At 68.8% G+C, this 17460-nt stretch carries 17 protein-coding genes; 9 read left to right on the forward strand and 8 right to left on the reverse strand.

All coding sequences use genetic code 11. From position 1 onward, the window contains the following. Positions 1-31 precede the first annotated feature (31 nt). From AB7M35_RS12095 to AB7M35_RS12105, 3 genes are all read right to left on the reverse strand, one after another. Positions 32-664, reverse strand: a complete 633-nt coding sequence (locus AB7M35_RS12095; RefSeq protein ID WP_453960082.1) for an HD-GYP domain-containing protein — start codon at positions 662-664, stop codon at positions 32-34. 511 nt (positions 665-1175) lie between these two features. Next, positions 1176-2948, reverse strand: a complete 1773-nt coding sequence (locus tag AB7M35_RS12100; protein ID WP_453960084.1) for a hypothetical protein — start codon at positions 2946-2948, stop codon at positions 1176-1178. Between the two features lie 353 nt (positions 2949-3301). Next, positions 3302-3955: a DUF1134 domain-containing protein gene (locus AB7M35_RS12105; RefSeq protein WP_453960086.1), complete on the reverse strand. Its 654-nt coding sequence runs from the start codon at positions 3953-3955 to the stop codon at positions 3302-3304. Between the two features lie 272 nt (positions 3956-4227). On the opposite strand from AB7M35_RS12105, the gene AB7M35_RS12110 reads away from it, so the two are divergent. Then, a complete protein-coding gene (locus AB7M35_RS12110) occupies positions 4228-4863 on the forward strand; it encodes a histidine phosphotransferase family protein (protein ID WP_453960088.1) in 636 nt (211 codons plus the stop codon). Positions 4864-4933: 70 nt separating this feature from the next. Here AB7M35_RS12110 and ctrA read toward each other — a convergent pair whose 3' ends face one another. Beyond that, positions 4934-5635 carry a response regulator transcription factor CtrA gene (gene ctrA / locus AB7M35_RS12115; RefSeq protein ID WP_453960089.1) on the reverse strand — a complete coding sequence of 234 codons (702 nt, stop codon included), beginning with the start codon at positions 5633-5635 and terminating at the stop codon, positions 4934-4936. A gap of 472 nt (positions 5636-6107) precedes the next feature. Between ctrA and AB7M35_RS12120 the strand changes: the two genes are divergently transcribed. From AB7M35_RS12120 to AB7M35_RS12145, 6 genes are all read left to right on the forward strand, one after another. Beyond that, positions 6108-6437, forward strand: a complete 330-nt coding sequence (locus tag AB7M35_RS12120; protein ID WP_453960091.1) for a hypothetical protein — start codon at positions 6108-6110, stop codon at positions 6435-6437. A 310-nt stretch (positions 6438-6747) separates the two neighbouring features. Next, positions 6748-7761, forward strand: a complete 1014-nt coding sequence (locus tag AB7M35_RS12125; RefSeq protein WP_453960093.1) for a TRAP transporter substrate-binding protein — start codon at positions 6748-6750, stop codon at positions 7759-7761. A gap of 149 nt (positions 7762-7910) precedes the next feature. Then, positions 7911-8444 (forward strand): TRAP transporter small permease, encoded by a 534-nt coding sequence (locus tag AB7M35_RS12130; RefSeq protein WP_453960094.1) that lies wholly within the window; start codon positions 7911-7913, stop codon positions 8442-8444. Further along, positions 8437-9732 (forward strand): TRAP transporter large permease, encoded by a 1296-nt coding sequence (locus AB7M35_RS12135; RefSeq protein ID WP_453960095.1) that lies wholly within the window; start codon positions 8437-8439, stop codon positions 9730-9732. Before AB7M35_RS12130 ends, AB7M35_RS12135 begins: the two co-directional genes overlap by 8 nt. After that, positions 9729-10217 (forward strand): DUF3237 domain-containing protein, encoded by a 489-nt coding sequence (locus AB7M35_RS12140; protein WP_453960097.1) that lies wholly within the window; start codon positions 9729-9731, stop codon positions 10215-10217. The genes AB7M35_RS12135 and AB7M35_RS12140 overlap by 4 nt, the downstream gene beginning before the upstream one ends. A 164-nt stretch (positions 10218-10381) precedes the next feature. Then, the gene (locus tag AB7M35_RS12145; RefSeq protein WP_453960099.1) at positions 10382-11704 is read left to right on the forward strand and encodes a mechanosensitive ion channel family protein; all 1323 of its coding nucleotides are present in this window, start codon (positions 10382-10384) and stop codon (positions 11702-11704) included. Positions 11705-11765: 61 nt separating this feature from the next. Here AB7M35_RS12145 and AB7M35_RS12150 read toward each other — a convergent pair whose 3' ends face one another. Together AB7M35_RS12150 and AB7M35_RS12155 are read right to left on the reverse strand one after the other, a co-directional pair. Continuing rightward, entirely contained in the window at positions 11766-13382 is a 1617-nt protein-coding gene (locus tag AB7M35_RS12150; protein WP_453960101.1) for a BCCT family transporter, read from the reverse strand. A 127-nt stretch (positions 13383-13509) separates the two neighbouring features. Continuing rightward, complete coding sequence (locus AB7M35_RS12155; RefSeq protein ID WP_453960103.1) at positions 13510-13923, reverse strand: universal stress protein; 414 nt, start codon at positions 13921-13923, stop codon at positions 13510-13512. On the opposite strand from AB7M35_RS12155, the gene AB7M35_RS12160 reads away from it, so the two are divergent. Then, positions 13907-14236: a hypothetical protein gene (locus AB7M35_RS12160; protein WP_453960105.1), complete on the forward strand. Its 330-nt coding sequence runs from the start codon at positions 13907-13909 to the stop codon at positions 14234-14236. The genes AB7M35_RS12155 and AB7M35_RS12160 overlap by 17 nt on opposite strands. Positions 14237-14398: 162 nt before the next feature. Here AB7M35_RS12160 and AB7M35_RS12165 read toward each other — a convergent pair whose 3' ends face one another. Next, complete coding sequence (locus tag AB7M35_RS12165; protein ID WP_453960107.1) at positions 14399-14647, reverse strand: CsbD family protein; 249 nt, start codon at positions 14645-14647, stop codon at positions 14399-14401. 285 nt (positions 14648-14932) lie between these two features. Between AB7M35_RS12165 and AB7M35_RS12170 the strand changes: the two genes are divergently transcribed. Next, positions 14933-16039, forward strand: coding sequence for an AI-2E family transporter (locus AB7M35_RS12170; RefSeq protein ID WP_453960109.1), 1107 nt, complete (start codon positions 14933-14935; stop codon positions 16037-16039). A gap of 94 nt (positions 16040-16133) precedes the next feature. Here AB7M35_RS12170 and bcsN read toward each other — a convergent pair whose 3' ends face one another. Then, entirely contained in the window at positions 16134-17312 is a 1179-nt protein-coding gene (bcsN, locus tag AB7M35_RS12175) for a cellulose biosynthesis protein BcsN (RefSeq protein ID WP_453960110.1), read from the reverse strand. Positions 17313-17460: the final 148 nt, after the last annotated feature.

Genomic DNA, 17460 nt, shown 5'->3' on the forward strand with positions numbered 1-17460 from the left:
ATGATGCGCGGCCGCCTAACCGGGCCGGACGCTAGGTCGCGGCCTCGCGCCGCTCGAGTTCGGCCACCACGGGGCCGATGAGCTCGGCATCGAAGAGGATGCCCGCGCCCGCCTGGAGCGCGTCGCGGACGACCTTCAGGGGCATCGCCTTCTTGTAGGGCCGGCGGGACAGCATCGCATCGGCGATGTCGGCCAGCATCACCAGCCGGACCTCCTCGTCGATCTCGCGCCCGCGCAGCCGGGATGGGTAGCCGCTGCCGTCGAGCCGTTCGTGGTGGTCGTGGACGATGCGCGCCACCAACGGCGGAAAACCGGCCTCCGACACGAGCCGGGTGCCGTAGACCACATGGTCGCGCATGGCGGCCTGCTCGATCTCCGACAGCGGACCCGGCTTGAAGGTGACCTCGGGCGCCACCTTCATCTTCCCGATGTCGTGGAGAAGCGCCCCGAAGGTCGTCCAGCGCACCCGGGCCGCGTCCCAGCCCAGCCGGGTGGCCACCGCCTCGACCGTGGCGGCGGTGCGCCGCAGATGGCCGACCGTGTCGGGGTCGTGGGCGGCGAGCCTCAGCAGAAGCCCTTCCGCCCGCTCGGAGGCGGTTTGGGGGTCGAGGTCGGATCTCTCGCGGGACGGGGCGGACCCCGGATTTCCGGGAAGCGGCGGCAAGCCGCCCTGCGATTGCCGGCGGCGGCGTCCGGCTACCGGAACCTGCAGCCTGGTGCACGCATCCGCGTCGGCCTGAACCCCGGACCGGGTGGAACCCCCTGCCCCGTCTCCGATGCGTTCGGCCGCCTCCTCGGGCGACCAGGTGGTACGGGCATCATCCCGAGCCGGTACGTGCGGTGGTTTCGGCCGCTTCATATGGTGATCTACCGAACCGCCAATCGTTCGATTGACCGCATCGGGCCAATCCTCCCCCAGTGAGATATTTTGTTGTTTTGGATCATATCTCTGATCCGACCAGACCAGACTTTCATCGAATTGTCACGCTGGCTTAGCCGCCCGCCGACGGTCCGCGCGCGCTTCCGGGCGCCGGCCACAACCTGCGCACGAACGCAGGATCGAGCGGCAGCTTCTGGCCGGATCCGGGGCTTTCGAGGCATTTGTCTGAAGCGGCTAGCCGCCGCCTGCCGGAGGGCGCGGGTCGGGCGGGAGGTCCGCTCCGGCCCGGCGCACTTCAAACGGCGCGCCGGCGCTTCAGCGCGCGCACGCGCGAGGCGAGGCTCGGGCCGTCGCGGTCCGGGGAGCCGATGGCGTCCGGGCTCTCGCCGGGAAGCGCGCCGTCGTCCTGAAGCAGCGCATTGGAGCCCGACGCCCGCGCGACCACGACCGCGATCTCGGCGGCGATGTCCTGCAGGCGCTCGCGCAGCACCGCCGTTTCGAGACGGTCCATCTCGCCGTGCCCGTCGGCATGGCGGGCAAGCGCCGCGTTCTCGGCCCTGAGCCGTTCCAGCTCGTGGCGCAGGTCGTCGATCTCGTCCTGGCCGTAACCGGGCCCGGCGCGGGGGCCGGCGACGCTCGGGACGACCGATGCCGCCTGGGCGGCCCTCTGGACCGGTTGCTCGCTGCCGTTGGCCTTCGGCTCGATGGCGGACGACGCGGCGGGCGCCATCGCCTCGGTCGCCGCGTCCGCCGTGGCGCGCGCCTCCAGCGCCTCCCGCTGCAGGCGGACGACATCGGATTCCAGCGCCATGCGCCGGCTCTTCTCCGCCGCGAGCGCGTTGTTCGCCTCGTTCAGGCTCTGGCGGATCCGCGCCAGTTCCTCGGCCACCCCGTCCGGCGCCGACGCCGCAGCCGCCTCGGCGGCGGCGGCCGCAGCGGCCGCTGCCTTGGCGGAGGTCTTCTTCGCCGGCGCGGCGGCCTGAAGCTGCCGGACGGTGCTGTCCAGCTCCACCCGGCGGGCGCGCTCCTCGGCGAGCGCCGCATTGGCCTCGCCGAGGGACCGGCGGAGCTCGGCCACCTCGTCGCCGCTGACCCGCGCCGCGCGCAGGTCGGAGAGTTCCTGGGACAGGAGATCGATGCGCGCCTTGGCCGATGCCGCCGAGGCGCGGTCGTGGTCGCCGTCGTTCATCATCGTCCGGAGCTGCCGCTCGGCGGTCTCGCGCGCCGCCTCGGCCTCCTGGAGCGCCGCGGTCTTCTCCGACAGGGCCCGCTCGGTGCGGGCCGCCTCGAGGCGCAGCGTCTCGGCACGGTTCTCCGCGTCGCGGATGGCGGCCGAGTGTCCTTCCAGGTCGCGTTCGCGCTCGTGGAAGCGCCGTTCGGCCTCGATGCGGAGCGCCTTCTCGGCGGCGTGCTCCTCGGTCGCCTTGGTCAGGCTGGAGCGCAGGGCGGCGACTTCCTCGCCGCTCACCTGGGCCGACCGTATCTCCGAAATCTGCAGGGAGAGGGCCTCAATGCGGGTCGCGGCCTCGGTCTTCTCCCGGCGCAGCGTCTCCAGCTCGGCGCGGGCGGCTTCGCGGTCGGCGCCGGCGGACCGGACCTCCGCGCGGGCCTCCTCGACCTGCCGTTCGGCTTCCGCGATGCGCGCCGCCTGGGCGGCCATTTCCTTCTCGCGGTCCTCCAGCCGATAGGCGAGGTCGCTGGCGCGCGCCCGCTCGTCGGCGATCTCACGCTCGAGCCGGTTCTGGGCGGTCTCCGCCTGCACCGCGCGTTCGAGCGCGCGGGTGAGGTCGTGCTGGAGCTTGTTGTCGCGGGCGGCGGCGAGCCGGGCGACGCCCAGCTGGGCCTTCGCCTCCTCGAGCTGCTGCTCCAGGCTGCGGAGTTCCACCGCATGCTCGGCGCGGTGCACGTCGCGCTCGGCGCGCGCCTCCGCCAGCGCCATCGGCCGCGCCCGCTCGGCGCGGCGACGCGCCCGGCGGGCGGCGGCGCGCCAGTAAAGCGCCAGCAGGAAAGCCAGCACGAAGCCCGCGATCGGGCCGTAGGTCACAAGCAGGGAGAGCCGGTCGTCCACATCATCCTCCGCGGTCCGCGGACCTCGGTAAGTCACCAGCGACCCACCGCGACCGCGGACAGGTCAGCACACCTGTCTTTAGCGCGAACGACAGTCCGGGGCCACTTCACGATTTCTCTGCCGGCCGTCCGCGCCGGCGTCAGACGATATGACGCGACGGACGGGACGGTTGCTGAGCATTTTCCGCCGATCCGCGCCCGATCGGCGCGGAAACGGCGCGATTCATCGAATCCGCTGCCGGTCGTGACCGATCCCGCGCCTGCCTCGATCGGAGACGGTGCGGGATCGCGATGGCTTGGCGGCGAAAGGGCCGACCGGTCCGCGCGCCATGAACGGGGACCGGTGCAGGTCGGTCAGAACGGGTTCCAGGTCGGCTTCGGCGTGAACTTCAGGTAGCCGAGGTTGACGCCGAGGCGCGCCCCCAGGCCCGAGCGCACCGGGACCACGTAGGTGGTGTCGGCGGCCAGCAGCGTCATGCCGAAGCCGCCGACCAGGTAGGCCGAGCCGTTGACGCCGACGTAGCGCTGGAAGATCGCCTGCACCGTCGGCAGGTCGTAGACGAGCATCATCACCCGGGCGCCGTCGCCGCCGAAGTCCCAGCCGACGGACGGGCCCTGCCAGTAGACCTTGGTCTGGCCGAGGCGGGTGTAGAGGGTGCCCTCGCCGTAGCGCAGGCCGCCGATGATGGCGCCGGAGCCCTCCTGGCCGAGGATGTAGGCGTTCGGCTCGCCGTACTTGGAGAAGGCGTTCTCGATGACCGACGCCAGCCCGCCGGACACCTCACCGAAGAACTTGTGGCCCGTGGTCGCGATCTCGTCGGGGCTGTAGGTCTGGCTGCCGGGAGGCGCCCCTGTCTGGGCGGGTGCGCCATAGGTCGTGCCACCCGATGGCGCGAGCGACTGCTGCGCGGCGGCGGCGGTCGGCATCGCCAGCACCATCAGCGCCACGGCGAGCATCGCCCAGATGGGCGCGGCCACGCCGCGTCGGCTCGGCTTCGTTGCGGTCATCTCACTCTCCTCCTGGCGACGGGGACACCCGCGCCGGTTCGTCGTCCCCCGGACCGATGCCGTCCGGACGGCTGAGACCGGCACGGCGGGCGACGGGTTCACCCTCCCGAATCCGTGGGCCCGGATCCGGTCGATCAGGCCGTCCGAAGCGCCCGATGGCGGCTCCGGCGCGGCAGTTGGCACCGATGACGCCTCCGTGTAACGCTCGGCCGACCATCCGATTCGCGCAGCCGCGCGAGCCGAACCGCCATCCTGCAGGGATCATCGCTTCCGTGTCTTCCGAAGAGCCCCTCGGCCCCCTCGAGCTTGCCAGCCTCGTCTCCAGCCGGATCTGCCACGACGTGGTGGGCCCGGTCGGCGCCATCATCAACGGACTGGAGTTGCTGGAGAGCGACGATTCGCCGGAGACGCGCGAGCTCGCCATGCAACTCGTCGCCAGAAGCGCCCAGCAGGCGTCGGCGTCGCTGCAGTTCATGCGGCTGGCCTTCGGCGCCGGCGGCTCGGCCGGCTCGATGATCGATCTCGCCGACGCGGGCCGGATGCTGGAGGCGCAGTTCGAGCACGAGCGCGCCAACCTGGCGGTGACGCTGCCGGTGGCGATCGCCCCGCGCTCGGCGGTCAAGGTGCTGCTCAATCTCGCGATCTTCGCGATCCGGGCGATCCCCCGCGGCGGCACGGTGACGGTGACGGCGGAAATGGAGGGCGAGAAGGCGGCCTTCACGGTCGTCGCGGAAGGCGTCAAGGCGCGGATCCCGGACACCACGCCCTTCGTGATCGGCGAGCCTTCGGATGTCCCGCTCGACCCGCATTCGATACAGCCCTACCTGACAGGTTTGCTGGCGCGCGACATCGGCATGACGGTGACCGCCAGCCTGGACGAGGATCGCTTCACCCTCGACGCGCGCTGAACTGGAGCAGGCCGCGGGCGCCGGACAGGCGTCGTCCGCGGCGATGTGGCGTCGGCCGGCCCGAAGGGGCTCAGGCCGATTCCTTCGCCACTTCCTCTTCGAGTTCCCGAAGGACATACCCGCGACCCCATACGGTCTCGATGTAGTTCTTGCCCCCGGTCGCCGCCGACAGCTTCTTCCGCAGCTTGCAGATGAAGACGTCGATGATCTTCAGCTCCGGCTCGTCCATGCCGCCGTAGAGATGGTTGAGGAACATCTCCTTGGTGAGCGTGGTGCCCTTGCGCAGGGAAAGGAGCTCCAGCATCTGGTACTCCTTGCCGGTCAGATGGACCCGCTGGGTGGCGACCTCGACGGTCTTGGTATCGAGGTTCACCGCAAGTTCGCCGGTCCGGATGATCGACTGGGCATGGCCCTTCGAGCGCCGGACGATGGCATTGATGCGGGCGACCAGCTCGTCCTTGTGGAACGGCTTGGTCATGTAGTCGTCGGCGCCGAAGCCGAGACCACGCACCTTGTCCTCGATGTTGCCGAGACCCGACAGGATCAGGATCGGCGTCGCCACCTTCGACACACGCAACGTCCGCAGGACCTCGTAGCCGGACACGTCCGGAAGGTTGAGGTCGAGAAGGATGATGTCGTAGTCGTAGAGCTTGCCGAGGTCGATGCCCTCCTCACCGAGATCGGTGATGTAGACATTGAACTTCTCGGAATTGAGCATCAGCTCGATGCTCTGCGCCATCGCGCGGTCGTCTTCGATTAGCAGTACGCGCATGCCAATCCCCTCGTGCCACCCGCCCTCGGGTTCGTCATGTCCGCCAGGTCCGAAAACGACGGCGTCGACGTGGTCTGTGTCCCGATTCGAGAGACTGACCCATAATGGTTAACAAATGCCGAAACGGACCCCAAGGGCCTTAAATACGCAGATTGACGGTTCACTATAAGCCGTTGCGAAAAAGGCATTCTTTCATCCACAGCTGGATAGGGTCGCGGTCGGAACGAACCGGTTTCCGCGACCCCGCTGGAAGTCGCGGCCTCCGACGGGCGCAAAGTACGCCAGGCGGGTGCGAGGCTCATGGTGAACAAGAGCCGTAAACGATGTGTTACCAAACCGCCGAAAAGGCCCTCGCGGACGGCTCCGTCGCGAAAAGGTAACCGGGCGATCCCGAATTTCCCCGATTTTGCGAACGCTTTGGCAAGGACTCGCCCTTACGGTCCGCTACCGGCATCGGGGGAGTGAGTACGTCATGAAGCCGCGAGAGAGTTCAGTACGAAATAAGGAATTCGAGGTCAGGGAGCTGGAGCGCCAGCTTGCCCAGTCCGACATGATGATCGCCGACTTCCGGCGCATCGCGGACGATCTCGATCGGCAGATCGAAGCGGAGGAGCGACGCACCGGCGTGCAGGACCCCTCCCATTTCGCCTATTCGACGGCGGCGCGCGCGGCGCGGCAGCGCCGCGACAAGCTGGAGTCGTCGATCGCCGGGCTGGAGGAACGCCGCGCGGCGACCGCCGCCGACCTGGCCGCCGTCAACGACGTCTACCAGTCGATGGTCAGCGCGATCGACGCGGCCTGACGCCCGCGGGACCGGCCCCCGACCGGATCCGATCTGCAGAAGCCCTGGCGCCCGCGCCGGGGCTTTTTTCGCGCCCGGACGGTGCGGAAGGCCGATGGAGAAGGACTGCCGCCAAGGTCGATTGCGTTCACCGTACGGACTGGTATGGTTGCGACCCAAACGAACTCGCATTCGTTCAAGCGACGGGAATTTGACGTCCTTCGGTCGACATCCGCGACCCACAAGCGGCCCATAGAGGCCGTCCGCGGATCCATCGCCCCTGGCCGGAAAGCCCGTTGGGACTGTCGCAAACCAGGGAGGATAGCGACCGATGAAGGGTACTTGGCTCGCCGCAGCTGCCGCCGCCGGCATGGTCTTCGCCACGCAGGCGCACGCACAGACGGAATATTCGTTCTCGACCTGGGTTCCGGCCCAGCATCCGCTGCAGCCGACCGGCCTCGAGCCGTGGGCTGAATCGATCGCGAAAGCGTCGGACGGGCGGATCAAGATCACCATCTATCCCGCCCAGCAGCTCGGCGCCGCGCCGGACCACTACGACATGGTCCGCGACGGCATCGCCGACTTCGGCTACATCAACCCCGGCTACCAGGCCGGCCGCTTCCCGGTGATCGCGCTGGGCGAGATCCCGTTCCAGATCGACAACGCCACGCGCGGCAGCAAGGCGTTCGACGCCTGGTACGAGCAGTACGCCAGCAAGGAGATGGCCGACGTCCACTTCTGCATGGCGTACCTGCACTCGCCGGGCACCTTCCACTCGAAGGAGAAGCTGACCTCGCCGACCGACGTGAAGGGCAAGAACATCCGCCCGGCGCACGCCACCATGGGCCGGTTCGTCACGATGCTCGGCGGCTCCAACGTCCAGGTGTCCGCTCCGGAAGCCCGCGACGCGCTCTCCAAGGGCGCGGCTGACGCGATCACCTTCCCGTGGAACTCGATCTGGCTGTTCGGCATCGACAACGTGACCAAGCACCACCTCGACATGCCCATGTACGTGACCACCTTCGTGACCGTCATGAACAAGGCGCGCTACGACGCGATGTCGCCCGAGGACAAGAAGGTCATCGACGACCACTGCACCCCCGACTGGGCCGAGAAGGTCGCCTCCGGCTGGGCCAACTGGGAAGACGAAGGCCGCGAGAAGGCGCTCGCCTCCTCCGACCACTTCGTCGACAAGCCGACCCCGGAAGAGGTGCAGGCCTGGAAGGACGCGGCGGCGCCGCTGCTCGAACAGTGGAAGACCGACGTGAACGGCCGCGGCTACGACGCCAACGCCATCTACGACAGCTTCACCGAAGAGCTGAAGAAGAACGACTCCGCCTACTGATCGCGCTGCCGCCGCGCTTCGACCGCGCGGCGGCAACCGCGCCTGCCGGAGGGCGGGGCGGGCCCTGAGGCCCGGATCCCGCCCCAACCGCCGCGATCCCGCCGGCGATCGCCATCGCCGACCCACCCTCCCAAGCCCGAGCCGCACCCATGCGACCGATCTTCCGAAACCTCGAACGCTTTTCGAAGGGCGTCGACGTGATCGCCGGAATCTGCCTCGGCGTGGTCACGATGCTGGTCTTCGTCTCGGCGATCGGCCGGTATCTGTTCTCCTTCCCGATCCCGGATTCGTTCGATCTCTCCCGGCTGCTGCTCGGCGTCGCGGTGATGTGGGGGCTCGCCTCCATCGGCTTCCGCGGCGGCCACATCGCCGTCGACATCGTCGCCCAGATCGTGCCGCCGCGCGTCGCCCGGATCATGGAAGCGTTCGGCTGGGCCGTCCTGCTCGTGTTCACCATCGCGCTCGCCTACAAGCTCTTCGAGCGGGTCGACAGCGCCTACAATTCCTACGAATCCACCTTCGACCTGCGCTGGCCGGTGTGGCCGTGGCTGGCGCTCGCCTGGGCCGGCGTGGTGGTGTCGATCTTCACCGTCGCGGCGCGGCTCCTCTATCTGCTGACCGGCGCGGAGCAGCCCGCCGCCGATCCGGACATCCACCAGCCCGCGGAGTCCGGATATGAGTGAACGCGACCTCGTCGCCGTCCTCGGCTTCATCTCGCTCTTCGGCATGATGGCGGTGCGGGTGCCGGTCGGTATCGCCATGGGCGTCGTCGGCGTCTGCGGCTTCGCCGCCATCGTCGGCTGGGGCCCGGCGCTCAACCTGCTCGCCAGCTCCCCGATCCGCACCGTCACCGACACCAACCTCAGCCTCGTTCCGATGTTCGTGCTGATGGGCGTGCTGGCCACCAACTCCGGCCTGTCGCGGGAGCTGTTCCGCGCCGGCAACGCCTGGCTCGGGCAATTGCGCGGCGGCCTGGCGCTGGCGACGATCGGCGCCTGCGCCGGCTTCGCCGCGATCTGCGGATCGTCGGTCGCCACCGCCGCCACGATGACCAACATCGCGCTGCCGGAGATGAAGCGCTTCGGCTACCCGGACGACGTCTCGACCGGCGTGATCGCCGCCGGCGGCACGCTTGGCATCCTGATCCCGCCGTCGGTGGTGCTCGCCGTCTACGCCTTCATCACCAACCAGGACGTCGGCAAGCTGTTCGTCGCCGGCATCATCCCCGGCATCCTGGCGATCGTCTTCTACATGCTGACCGTGCAGATCGTGCACGGCCGACGGCTGCCCTCCGGCGAACGCCAGAGCCTGGGCGAGCGGTTTGCGTCGCTGCGCGGCGTATGGGCGGTCGGGCTGCTGTTCATCGCCATCATCGGCGGCATCTACGCCGGCGTTGTGACGCCGACCGAGGCCGCCGCCGCCGGCGCCGCGCTGACCGCCATCATCGGCATCGCGCGCGGCCGGCTCGGCCCGAAGGCGCTGCTCTCCAGCCTCGCCGAGGCGCTCCGGACCTCCGTCTCGATCTACACGATCCTGATCGGCGCGCTGCTGTTCGGCTATTTTCTGACGATCACCCAGACGCCCCAGAAGATCACCACGTTCCTGGTCTCGCTGGATCTCGGCGCCTATCCGACGCTGGCGCTGATCCTGGTGTTCTTCCTGCTGCTCGGCTGCATCCTCGACGCCATGGCGATGATCATCCTCCTGGTGCCCATCGTCTTCCCCGTCGTGCAGGCGCTGGGCTTCGACCCGATCTGGTTCGGCATCATCGTGGTGATGACCGTCGAGCTCGGCCTGATCACCCCGCCGGTGGGCATGAACGTCTTCGTCATCAACTCCATCACGCCGACGGTCAGCCTCTACCAGATCTACAAGGGCGTGATGCCGTTCGTGCTGGTGGACATCCTCCGCCTGATCCTGCTGGTCGCCTTCCCGGCGATCGTGCTGTTCCTGCCGCAGACGATGCAATGAGCGACGCCATCACCGACTTTCCGACGCTTCCGGCCCCCGGGCTGCGCCACCTCTGCGACCTCAGGATCGAGCTGTCGCCGCCCCACGAGATGGGCGACGGCGCCAAGGGCAAGCACCGGATCATTCCGATCGTCGGCGGCACGGTGCGCGGCGCGCGGCTCAACGGCCGAATCCTGCCGATCGGCGCCGACTGGCAGCTGGTGCGCACCGACGGCATCGCCGAGCTCGACGCGCGCTACGCCTTCGAGACCGACGACGGCGCGACAATCGAGATCCAGAATTTCGGGCTGCGCCACGGGCCGCCCGAAGTGCTGGCCGCGGTGGCCCGCGGCGAGCCGGTCGACCCCGCCGACTACTACATGCGCACCAAGGCGCGCTTCATCACCGCCGACCCGCGCTACGGCTGGCTGTCGGGCATGATCCTGGTGGGGACCGGCGCGCGGCTGGCCAGCGCCGTCGTGCTGACCGTCTACGAAGTGCTCTGAGCCGACGGCGGCGTTTCCTCCGCCAGCGCGCCGCGCTACTGTTGCGCCTGGGGCTGCCGATTTGGGGGCATTGACGGCGGAGGCCATGCCGGCGGGACGGAAACGTCCGGCGGGTGGCGCCGATGATCTGTTGGCCCAACCCGTGAACCGGCGAACCCTTCCCGATGGATGAGATCCAAGACACCGCAAGCGGCATGCTCGACGCCGTCGAGCGCCCCCTCGAGCAGCTGCTCGCGCGCTCGACCGAGCCGGAGGCCGTTCTCCAGCTCGTCCTGCTTGCCGTCGCCGTCCCGCTCGCCCTGCTCATCGGCCGGCTGATCGAGCCGCTGCTGGAGGCGCGGCTGCGGCGGGTGCGCGACCGGCCCCGGCTGCTGCGCTTTCTCGCGCTGGTGCTGCGCCGGACCCGCTTCATCCTGATGGCCGTGCTGCTGTGGATCGCCTACGCGGCGGCGCTGCGCATCGGCGGCGTCGAGGCGGTGTTCCTGCTGCGGCTCGCCGCGACGCTGGTCAGCGCCTGGGTGGTGATCTCGATCGCCTCGCGCGTGGTGCGCAACCGCACCGCCGCGCGAACCGTCGCCTTCATCGGCTGGAGCCTGCTCGCGCTGGAACTGCTGGGCATCCTCGACCCGCTGTCGATGATCCTGGATGCTCGCGCCGTCTCGCTGGGCTCGACGCGGATCTCGCTCTTGTCGCTGGCCAAGGGGATCATCATCCTGGTGGTGATGCTGTGGCTGTCGAAGCTGATGGCCGAGGGCATCCAGCGCCGGGTCGACCGGACCGCCGACCTGACGCCGTCGGTGCAGGTGCTGGTCGGCAAGCTGGTGCGCATCGCCTTCGTGGCGGTGGCGATCTTCGCCTCGCTGGCGGCCGTCGGCATCGACGTGACCGCGCTCACCGTGTTCTCCGGCGCGCTCGGGCTCGGCATCGGCATCGGCCTGCAGACGATCGTCTCGAACTTCATCAGCGGGCTGATCATCCTCGTCGACAAGTCGATCAAGCCGGGCGACGTCGTCGAGATGGGCGACATGGTGGGCTGGGTGCGCTCGCTCCGGGCGCGCTTCGTGTCGATCGTGGCGCGCGACGGCCGCGAGATCCTGGTGCCCAACGATCACTTCGTGAAGGAGCGGGTGGTCAACTGGTACTACACCGACACCCGCGCCCGGCTCGATGTGACGTTCGGGGTGAGCTACACGAGCGATCCCCACCAGGTGCGGGTCATCGCCCGCGAGGCGGCGGCGAAGGTCGCGCGCGTCATGCAGGACCCGCCGCCGGTGTGCCACATCACCGGCTTCGGCGAATCTTCCGTCGATTTCGTGCTGCGCTTCTGGATCCCCGACGCCCAGAACGGCCTGACCAACGTGCGCGGCGACGTGTTTCTGGCGCTGTGGGACGTGCTGAAGGAGAACGGGATCGAGATCCCGTTCCCGCATCGCCAGCTCGTGGTGCCGGCCGGCTCGCGCATCGTCGGCGTCGAGCAGCCGGGCTAGGGCATCTCGCGCCGTCCCGGCACAGCTGCACCGGGACGGAGCAAGGGCATGAGCCGCGGCGTTAGGCGCCGCGAGGCTCCGACAGCAGCCCCTTCACAAGCGCCACGCAGCCAAGCAGCAGCACGAGCGCGAATGGCAGGCCGGTCGAGACGGCCGCAGCCTGCAGCGCCGTCAGCCCGCCGCCGAGCAGCAGCGCGATCGCCACCAGCCCCTCGAACGTCGCCCAGAACACCCGCTGGGGCACCGGCGCGTCGACCTTGCCGCCAGCGGTGATGGTGTCGATCACCAGCGAGCCGGAATCCGACGAGGTCACGAAGAACACGATCACCAGCACGATGGCGATGAACGAAGTGATGCTGGCGAGCGGCAGGTCGTTCAGCATGGTGAACAGCTTGAGCGGCAGGTCGGCCTCGGCGATCTCGGCGTAGCCGGAATTCAGCATGGTGATCGCCGTGCCGCCGAAGGCCGTCATCCACAGCACCGAGACCAGCGACGGGATGAGCAGCACGCACAGGATGAACTCCCGCACCGTGCGGCCGCGGCTGATGCGGGCGATGAACATGCCGACGAACGGCGACCAGGAAATCCACCAGGCCCAGTAGAACGACGTCCAGCCCTGGCTGAAGTTGGTGTCGGACCGCCCGAACGGATTGGCGAGCGCTGGCATGTACTCGGCGTAGGCGAGGAGGTTGGCGAAGAAGCCCTTGAAGATGATCAGCGTCGGGCCGACGGCGATGACGAAGGCCAGCAGCAGGGCGGCCAGCACCATGTTGATTTCCGACAGCCGCTTCACGCCGGCGTCGAGGCCGGCCACCACCGAGAGCAGCGCGAGCCCGGTGATTCCGCAGATCAGCACGACCATGGAGACGTTGCTCTCGGGAATGCCGAACAGGAAGTTCAGGCCGGCGTTCGCCTGCTGGGCGCCGATGCCCAGCGACGTCGCCAGGCCGAACAGCGTCGCGAACACCGCGAGCGTGTCGATGACGTGGCCCACCCAGCCCCAGACCCGCTCGCCGAAGATCGGGTAGAACATCGAGCGCACCGACAGCGGCAGGCCCTTGTTGTAGGCGAAGATCGCCAGCGACAGGCCGACGATCGCGTAGATCGCCCAGGGATGCAGGCCCCAGTGGAAGATGGTGGCGGCCATGGCGAGGCGGCGCGCCTCGAGCTCGACGCCGGCGGCACCGCCGAGCGGCGCCCAGCTGTCGGGCGAGCCGGCCGCTTCGGCCAGCGACGAGGTGTAGTGGGAGATCGGCTCCGACACCCCGAAGAACATCAGCCCGATGCCCATGCCGGCCGCGAACAGCATCGCGAACCAGCCGGCATAGGAGTAGTCCGGCGTCGCTTCCGTGCCGCCGATCCGCACCTTGCCGAGCGGCGAGACCATCAGCACCAGCGCCAGGATGACGAACACGTCGCCGGAGAACAGGAACACCTCGTCGAAGGTCGAGGTCAGCGCCGGCCGCAGCCAGCCGAACAGCGTCCCGGCCTGTTCCGGCGCGAGGATCGCGAAGACCACGAACGCGACGATGGTGAGTCCGGAGATCAGGAACACCGGGTTGTGGATGTCCATGCCGAACGGGCCGATCTGCGGCTGGATGTTGTCCTGGCCAACCGTGTAGTCGGTCTCGATGGGGGTCACGTCCCCATCGGGGGAGACGGTGGTATCGTCGCTCACGTCTCAGGTTCCTTTCGTTTCATTTCCGCCGTTGGCGAAGGGCGGGACCGGTCGGGCGGTCGCCCCGTCACGTCGGCGGCACGTGTCTTTGCCGGCGGGGATCGCCCGGCCGGGAACGGCGCCCGCGCTAGCGCACCACGAAGACGGATACGGGCGCGTGCGACGCGATCGCTCCGCCGTGGGAGCTGAAGAAATGGTCGGGCAGGCCCGGCACGTGCGAGGCCATGACGATCAGGTCCGACCCGGTCTCGCCGACCGCCGTCAGCAGCGTCTTGTTGAGGTCTATCGACGGGTCGTGGGCCGCGTAGGAGGCGGTTTCCACCGCGACGCCCTGCTTCGCGGCGAGGTCGGCACCGAACGCGGCGAGCTTCTCGCCGTATTCGCGCGGCGTGTGGGCGACCGAGGTCGCCGCCTCGGCCGTCACGCCGACGAGGCAGATCGGGCAGTCGTAGAGGCGGGCAAGATCCACCGCGGCCTTCAGCGCCTTCTCGAGGCTGGCGACGTGCGCCAGGTCGATCGGGAGCATGAGCTTCTTGAACATGGTGCTTCCTGTTTTGCTTATTGCGGCGGGCGGACCGGACAGCGCCACCGCGCCGGCCGGGCGCGATGGCGGCCCTGGCACGGACGCGCATCCGCCACATGCCAGCGCGATTGCGGTCGCCGCCGTGCGCGCCACCCACACGATTCCGGCAGCAACGTGTCAGTTGAGCCATGGCAAGTCAATCCGCCGCAGGGCTCTGTCGGCTCCCGTTGCCCAGGCAGGTCAATATAACCGGGTCGAACGCTTCGAAAATGCGCCGGATCGAAGACTTAATTCATCAATTCGACGCGAATACTTCTTAGATTTCCCCTGATATTTAACCTATGAAAAATCCCTAAGCTGACGTTCAGCCATTCAGGCCGCCCGGAAGGACGGACGGGCGCAATAAAAAACGCCGCCCCGGATGTCACTCCGGGTCGGCGCGCGAAGGATTGGCGAATGGCGGCGGCGGCGCGTGCCGCGCCGTCACATGCGCTCAGACGTGGACGGTCGGCCTGACCACCGTCCGGATGGAGCGCGAGCATTCGGGGATGAGAAGCGCGTACCACTGGTTGATCTGGGCAACCGCTTCATCGGACGAGATGCCGTAGCGCGCCTCGATCCGCCGAACGAGACGCTCGAGGCGCCCGTCGATCTGGTCGAGGTCATCGTCCGTCAGGCGAAACCAGCGCTCCTGCACCGCGCCTTTCATCGGCCGCCAATTGTCGCGGATCTGATCCAACATCATGATAGTTTCCTCCACGCGTCACAGCGACCCACCGCCCACTGAGCAATCAACGTGCCATGCACGTCAAAAGTTCCTTCGCGCAGGTGTTGTGTAGCCGCTATTTGGCGCCAGAAGGGGCATTTCTCGGGAACCGCTGTCGCGCTGCCGCATTGACCCCCCGCACCGCCCGCCAAAAAACAACAAGGGGTTTCCCCGTGCGCCCGACCAAACCGCCCCCGCAGGCCCGGTCCGCCACGCCTGGCCCGGCCGTCCGGACCGCCGACACGCGACGGGCGGCGACCCTTGGATAGACCGCCCTCCCAACCACCGACCATCGCGGCACTCGCCTCCGCCGACGCCGAGGACACCGGCGGCGGCCGGCGGCCGCTCGCCAACGCATCGAACTTCGCCACCGTCGGGCTGTTCATCATCGCGCTCGCCGCGGTGCTCCATTTCGGCCGCGACGTCCTCGCCCCGACCTTCGCAGGACTGCTGGTCGGGCTGACGCTCGCCCCCATCGTCGACTGGATGGGGCGGAGGGGCCTTCCGGCCGCGCTGTCGAGCGCGCTGATCGTGATCGGATCGGTGGCGGCGATCGCGAGCCTCGTGGTGGCGATGGCCGTGCCCCTGGAGACGTGGTCCGCCCGGATCCCGGAAATCACCTCCGAGCTGCAGGCCAAATGGGAGGACGTCCGCGAGCCGCTCGACCGGCTGAAGCAGGTCGAGAAGAAGGTTCAGCAGGCGACGGACAGCGACGAGGACGCCACCATGCAGGTGGCGGTGAAGGATCCCGGCATCGTCACCGCGATGGTCTCCTCGGCGCCGGATGTCAGCGCCCACATCCTGATCTTCCTGGCGACGCTGTACTTCTTCCTGGCCGGACGCACGGCGTTTCGCCGGCAGGTGCTCGGAAGCTTCGTGCGCTTCCGGCGACGGCGGGCGGCGGCGCGCATGTTCCGGGACATCGAACGATCGCTGTCGCACTACGTGCTGACCATCGCGGCGATCAATGCCTGCTTCGGCGTCATCGTCGGGATCGCCATGTGGCTGCTCGGCCTGCCCTCGCCCCACCTCTGGGGCGCGCTCGCCGCAGTCCTCAACTTCGCGCTCTACATCGGGCCCGCGGCGATGGCGGTGATCCTGCTGGGCGTCGCCGCCATCAGCTACGACAGCATGTCGGCCGCGGTGCTGCCACCGCTGGTCTACGTGGGGCTCAACCTGCTGGAGGGGCAGTTCGCCACCCCCACCATCCTGGGACGGCGCTTCACCATGACGCCGCTGGTGGTGTTCCTGGCGCTGGTCTTCTGGCTGTGGATCTGGGGCGTACTCGGCGCCTTCATGGCCGTCCCCATCCTGATCGTGTCGCGGATCGTGCTGGTGCACCTGGCGCCGCGCTTCCGTCTGGTCTGACGACAATCTCCACCAACAAGAAGGCGCCCGCGACGGGGATCGCGGGCGCCTGATCTGGCCTTCCGGCGGCGAGCCGGCGGGATGCCCGGCCGGTCTACCTGATCACGTTGGGCGCCTTGGGCGCGGGCGCCAGGTTGGTCGACGGACCGACCGTCCGCACGCCGTCGGTGGTCGTGCCTCCCGAGCCCCCCGACTGCGGCGTCGGGATCGCATCCGAGGTGGTCGGCGCCGGGATCGACGGCGCCCGGACCGTCGGCTTGATGGAGGTGGCCGGAACATCCTGGCCCTGGGACTGCGGCGGCGGGATGCCGGCGCCGCTTCCCGAAGGCGCTGAGATCGATGGCGCACGCTGCACCTGCGGCTGGTTCGGCGTGATCACCGTCGGGCCGCGGCTGGCGCTGGGCAGGGTGGCGGCGCGATCCGGCGGCGGCACCACGGCGGCGCCGGCGGCGGGCTCGTTCTCCATCAGCCGCTGCTCCGGCGCGGTGGCCACCGGGGCGGAGCGCCGGCGGGTCGTCGTCTTCTGGTTCCGGCGATAGTTGCCGTAGCCCGCGGGCGGCGCCATCGACAGGTCCTCGACGACCTTGTCCGGTCCGAGCGGCTTGCCGAGCTTGCCGATGTCCGGGTTCGGCTCCGGCGGATTGCCGTAGATGTTCCAGTTGTCCTGCAGGAAGTAGACGTTCACGTTGAGGCCGTACGGCAGGTAGAGGAGCTCGCGCGGCGTCGCATTGGCGTCGCAGAACCTCAGGCGCCAGGTCACGGCGCCGCGATAGCCGGGGAACAGCACGCTCTTCTTGGCGCGGATCTCCTGCCAGGCGTAGATGCAGCTCACGCCGTTGCGCAGCTGGCCGGTCGCGAACGCGAACGGGCCGTAGCGGTTCTGCACGTAGGATTCCGAAATCGTCATGTTCACGCCGGGGAAGCGCTCGCGCATCTCGCGGCGGATGTCAGCGGTCGTGGGCTCGTCGAGCGACATGCGCTCCATGCCGCGGTCGTCACCCATCGGGCCGAAGGCGCGGACAACCAGCACGTTCTCGCCGGCCGAGCTCGTCGGGTTCTCCAGCAGGATCTCCTGCAGGACGGCGTTGGAGAAGCGCTGCTCGATGATCGCGATCGGCTGGGGCCCGCCCGGCGGCGTGCTGATGAAGGCATTCTCGACCGAAACCTTGTTGGCGAGCGTCGCCAGGCGCGGGCCCCGCGGCTTGTAGGAGCAGGCGGCCACCGCCAGAACGAGACAGACGATCAGACTCGACCGCGCCAGAAGCTTCACCATGGGGCCTTCCACTCTCGTACCGTCCGCCCAAACGACGCGCCGTCCCACCCGACCGAATCGGGCGCGGAGCCGCAGAACACGCGGATTCAATGGTGCTACCGTCCAAGCGTTGAGAATCGGTTAACCATAATCTTCCGGCCCGCAGGGA

The sequence above is a fragment of the Amorphus suaedae genome (assembly GCF_053629675.1).

What these genes read in the sequence shown, in the direction of transcription:
- AB7M35_RS12160 (WP_453960105.1), top strand. Translation starts at nt 13,907, where the DNA reads ATGAGCTTCTTGAACATGGTGCTTCCTGTTTTGCTTATTGCGGCGGGC.
- AB7M35_RS12125 (WP_453960093.1), top strand. Translation starts at nt 6,748, where the DNA reads ATGAAGGGTACTTGGCTCGCCGCAGCTGCCGCCGCCGGCATGGTCTTC.
- ctrA (WP_453960089.1), bottom strand. Translation starts at nt 5,635, where the DNA reads ATGCGCGTACTGCTAATCGAAGACGACCGCGCGATGGCGCAGAGCATC.
- AB7M35_RS12130 (WP_453960094.1), top strand. Translation starts at nt 7,911, where the DNA reads ATGCGACCGATCTTCCGAAACCTCGAACGCTTTTCGAAGGGCGTCGAC.
- AB7M35_RS12135 (WP_453960095.1), top strand. Translation starts at nt 8,437, where the DNA reads ATGAGTGAACGCGACCTCGTCGCCGTCCTCGGCTTCATCTCGCTCTTC.
- AB7M35_RS12145 (WP_453960099.1), top strand. Translation starts at nt 10,382, where the DNA reads ATGGATGAGATCCAAGACACCGCAAGCGGCATGCTCGACGCCGTCGAG.
- AB7M35_RS12105 (WP_453960086.1), bottom strand. Translation starts at nt 3,955, where the DNA reads ATGACCGCAACGAAGCCGAGCCGACGCGGCGTGGCCGCGCCCATCTGG.
- AB7M35_RS12140 (WP_453960097.1), top strand. Translation starts at nt 9,729, where the DNA reads ATGAGCGACGCCATCACCGACTTTCCGACGCTTCCGGCCCCCGGGCTG.
- bcsN (WP_453960110.1), bottom strand. Translation starts at nt 17,312, where the DNA reads ATGGTGAAGCTTCTGGCGCGGTCGAGTCTGATCGTCTGTCTCGTTCTG.
- AB7M35_RS12165 (WP_453960107.1), bottom strand. Translation starts at nt 14,647, where the DNA reads ATGTTGGATCAGATCCGCGACAATTGGCGGCCGATGAAAGGCGCGGTG.
- AB7M35_RS12120 (WP_453960091.1), top strand. Translation starts at nt 6,108, where the DNA reads ATGAAGCCGCGAGAGAGTTCAGTACGAAATAAGGAATTCGAGGTCAGG.
- AB7M35_RS12155 (WP_453960103.1), bottom strand. Translation starts at nt 13,923, where the DNA reads ATGTTCAAGAAGCTCATGCTCCCGATCGACCTGGCGCACGTCGCCAGC.